Origin of the sequence: Nitratidesulfovibrio liaohensis (assembly GCF_011682075.1) — a bacterium.
Lineage (GTDB): Bacteria > Desulfobacterota > Desulfovibrionia > Desulfovibrionales > Desulfovibrionaceae > Cupidesulfovibrio > Cupidesulfovibrio liaohensis.
Map to the genome: position 1 here is coordinate 1 of NZ_VSMK01000535.1, position 1,490 is coordinate 1,490.

2 protein-coding genes are annotated in these 1,490 nt (G+C 71.3%); both read left to right on the forward strand.

Features of this window, described 5'->3' with window-relative positions:
* Positions 1 to 877 (forward strand): substrate-binding periplasmic protein (locus tag FVW27_RS15380; protein ID WP_167126760.1); only part of this gene is annotated, 877 nt, incomplete at its 5' end.
* The coding region (locus FVW27_RS15385; RefSeq protein ID WP_208294831.1) for a cobalt-precorrin-4/precorrin-4 C(11)-methyltransferase at positions 858 to 1,490 on the forward strand (633 nt) is incomplete at its 3' end. The genes FVW27_RS15380 and FVW27_RS15385, both read left to right, overlap by 20 nt.

A 1,490-nucleotide genomic window follows, 5' to 3' on the forward strand; every position in this document is an offset into this window, starting at 1 on the left:
GCTGCTGGCGCTGCTGGCGCTGCTGGCGTTGCTGGTGCTCCCCGCGCTGCTCGTACCGGGGACAAGCCGGGCGCAGGTCGCCGACATCACCATCTCCGGCGGCACCTCCGCCACGGGTGCCGCCGCCACGGGTGCCGCCAAAGACACCGCCGAGCCACTGCGCGTATTCATCCTGGACCAGCCGCCGTGGAGCTACCAGCACGAGGGGCAGCCGTACGGTGCAGCCGTGGACGTGGCCCGCGCCGTGCTGCGCCGCCTGGGGCGCAACGCGGAATTCGTGGTCACGCCCTTCAACCGCGGGCTCTCGCTGGTCCGTCAGGGCAAGCTGGACGCGGCTCTCGCCGTCTACCGCACTCCGGAACGGGAACAGTACCTGCACTACACCACCGTGCCCCTGTACGACGAAGACGTCATCCTCATGGTGCACCCGGACGACAAACAACTGGCCTCCGACACCAGCGGCACCGCGCGCGACGCCATCCTGTACGGCGACAAGCCCGTGGCCCTGGCCCTGGGCCACAGCTACGGCCCCACGCTGGACGCCATCATCGCCCGCAAGGGACTGATCCGCACCAGTTCCTTCTATTCGTTGCAGGAAGCGGTGCAGGCCCTGCTGCGCCACGAGGTGGCGGCCGTGCCCGGCACGGACCCCACCCTGCGCGCGCTGCTGCAGCGTCTTGCCCCCGGCAGCGCACCGGTGTTGCTACGCCCCCCCTACGACTACGTTTCCGCCTACATGGCCTTTGCCCTCACCGACGCCAATGCCCTGCTGGCGGCGGATTTCGACGCCACGCTTGGACGGATGCGCGCCAGTGGCGAATACGCACGCATTCTGGCCGAAGCCGACAGGACCCTGCATGCCCACCAAGGACAATGACTGCTCCGGCGGCGCACCCGCCACTTGCTCCAACGGCGCCCGCGCCGTGTCTCCCCCCCCCTCTCCCGCGGCTCCCATCCCCGCACCCGCTGCCGTTCCAGCCAGCGGCGGCCACGTGTGGTTCGTGGGGGCGGGCCCCGGCGACCCGGAACTGCTCACCCTGAAGGCCCGGCGGATCATTGCCGAGGCCGACCTGGTGCTCTACGCGGGTTCGCTGGTGCCACCACAGGTGGTGGCCTGCGCCAAGGCGGACGCACGGGTGATCGATTCCGCGCCGCTCACGCTGGAACGGACCCACGCCCTGCTGCGCGAAACGGCCCTGGCGGGCGGCACCGCCGCGCGGGTGCACACCGGTGATCCGTCACTGTACGGCACAGTGCGCGAGCAGATGCGCCTGCTGCACGCCGAAGGCATCCCCTGCTCGGTGGTACCGGGAGTGACGGCGGCCTTCGCCGCCGCTGCCGCCGCCGGGGTGTCGTTCACCGCGCCGGAGGTCACCCAGTCGCTGGTCATCACCCGGCTGGAGGGACGCACCCCGGTGCCCGACGCGGAACGGCTGCGCGAACTGGCGCGCCACGGCAGCGCCATGGCCGTGTACCTTTCCGCCGCCGCC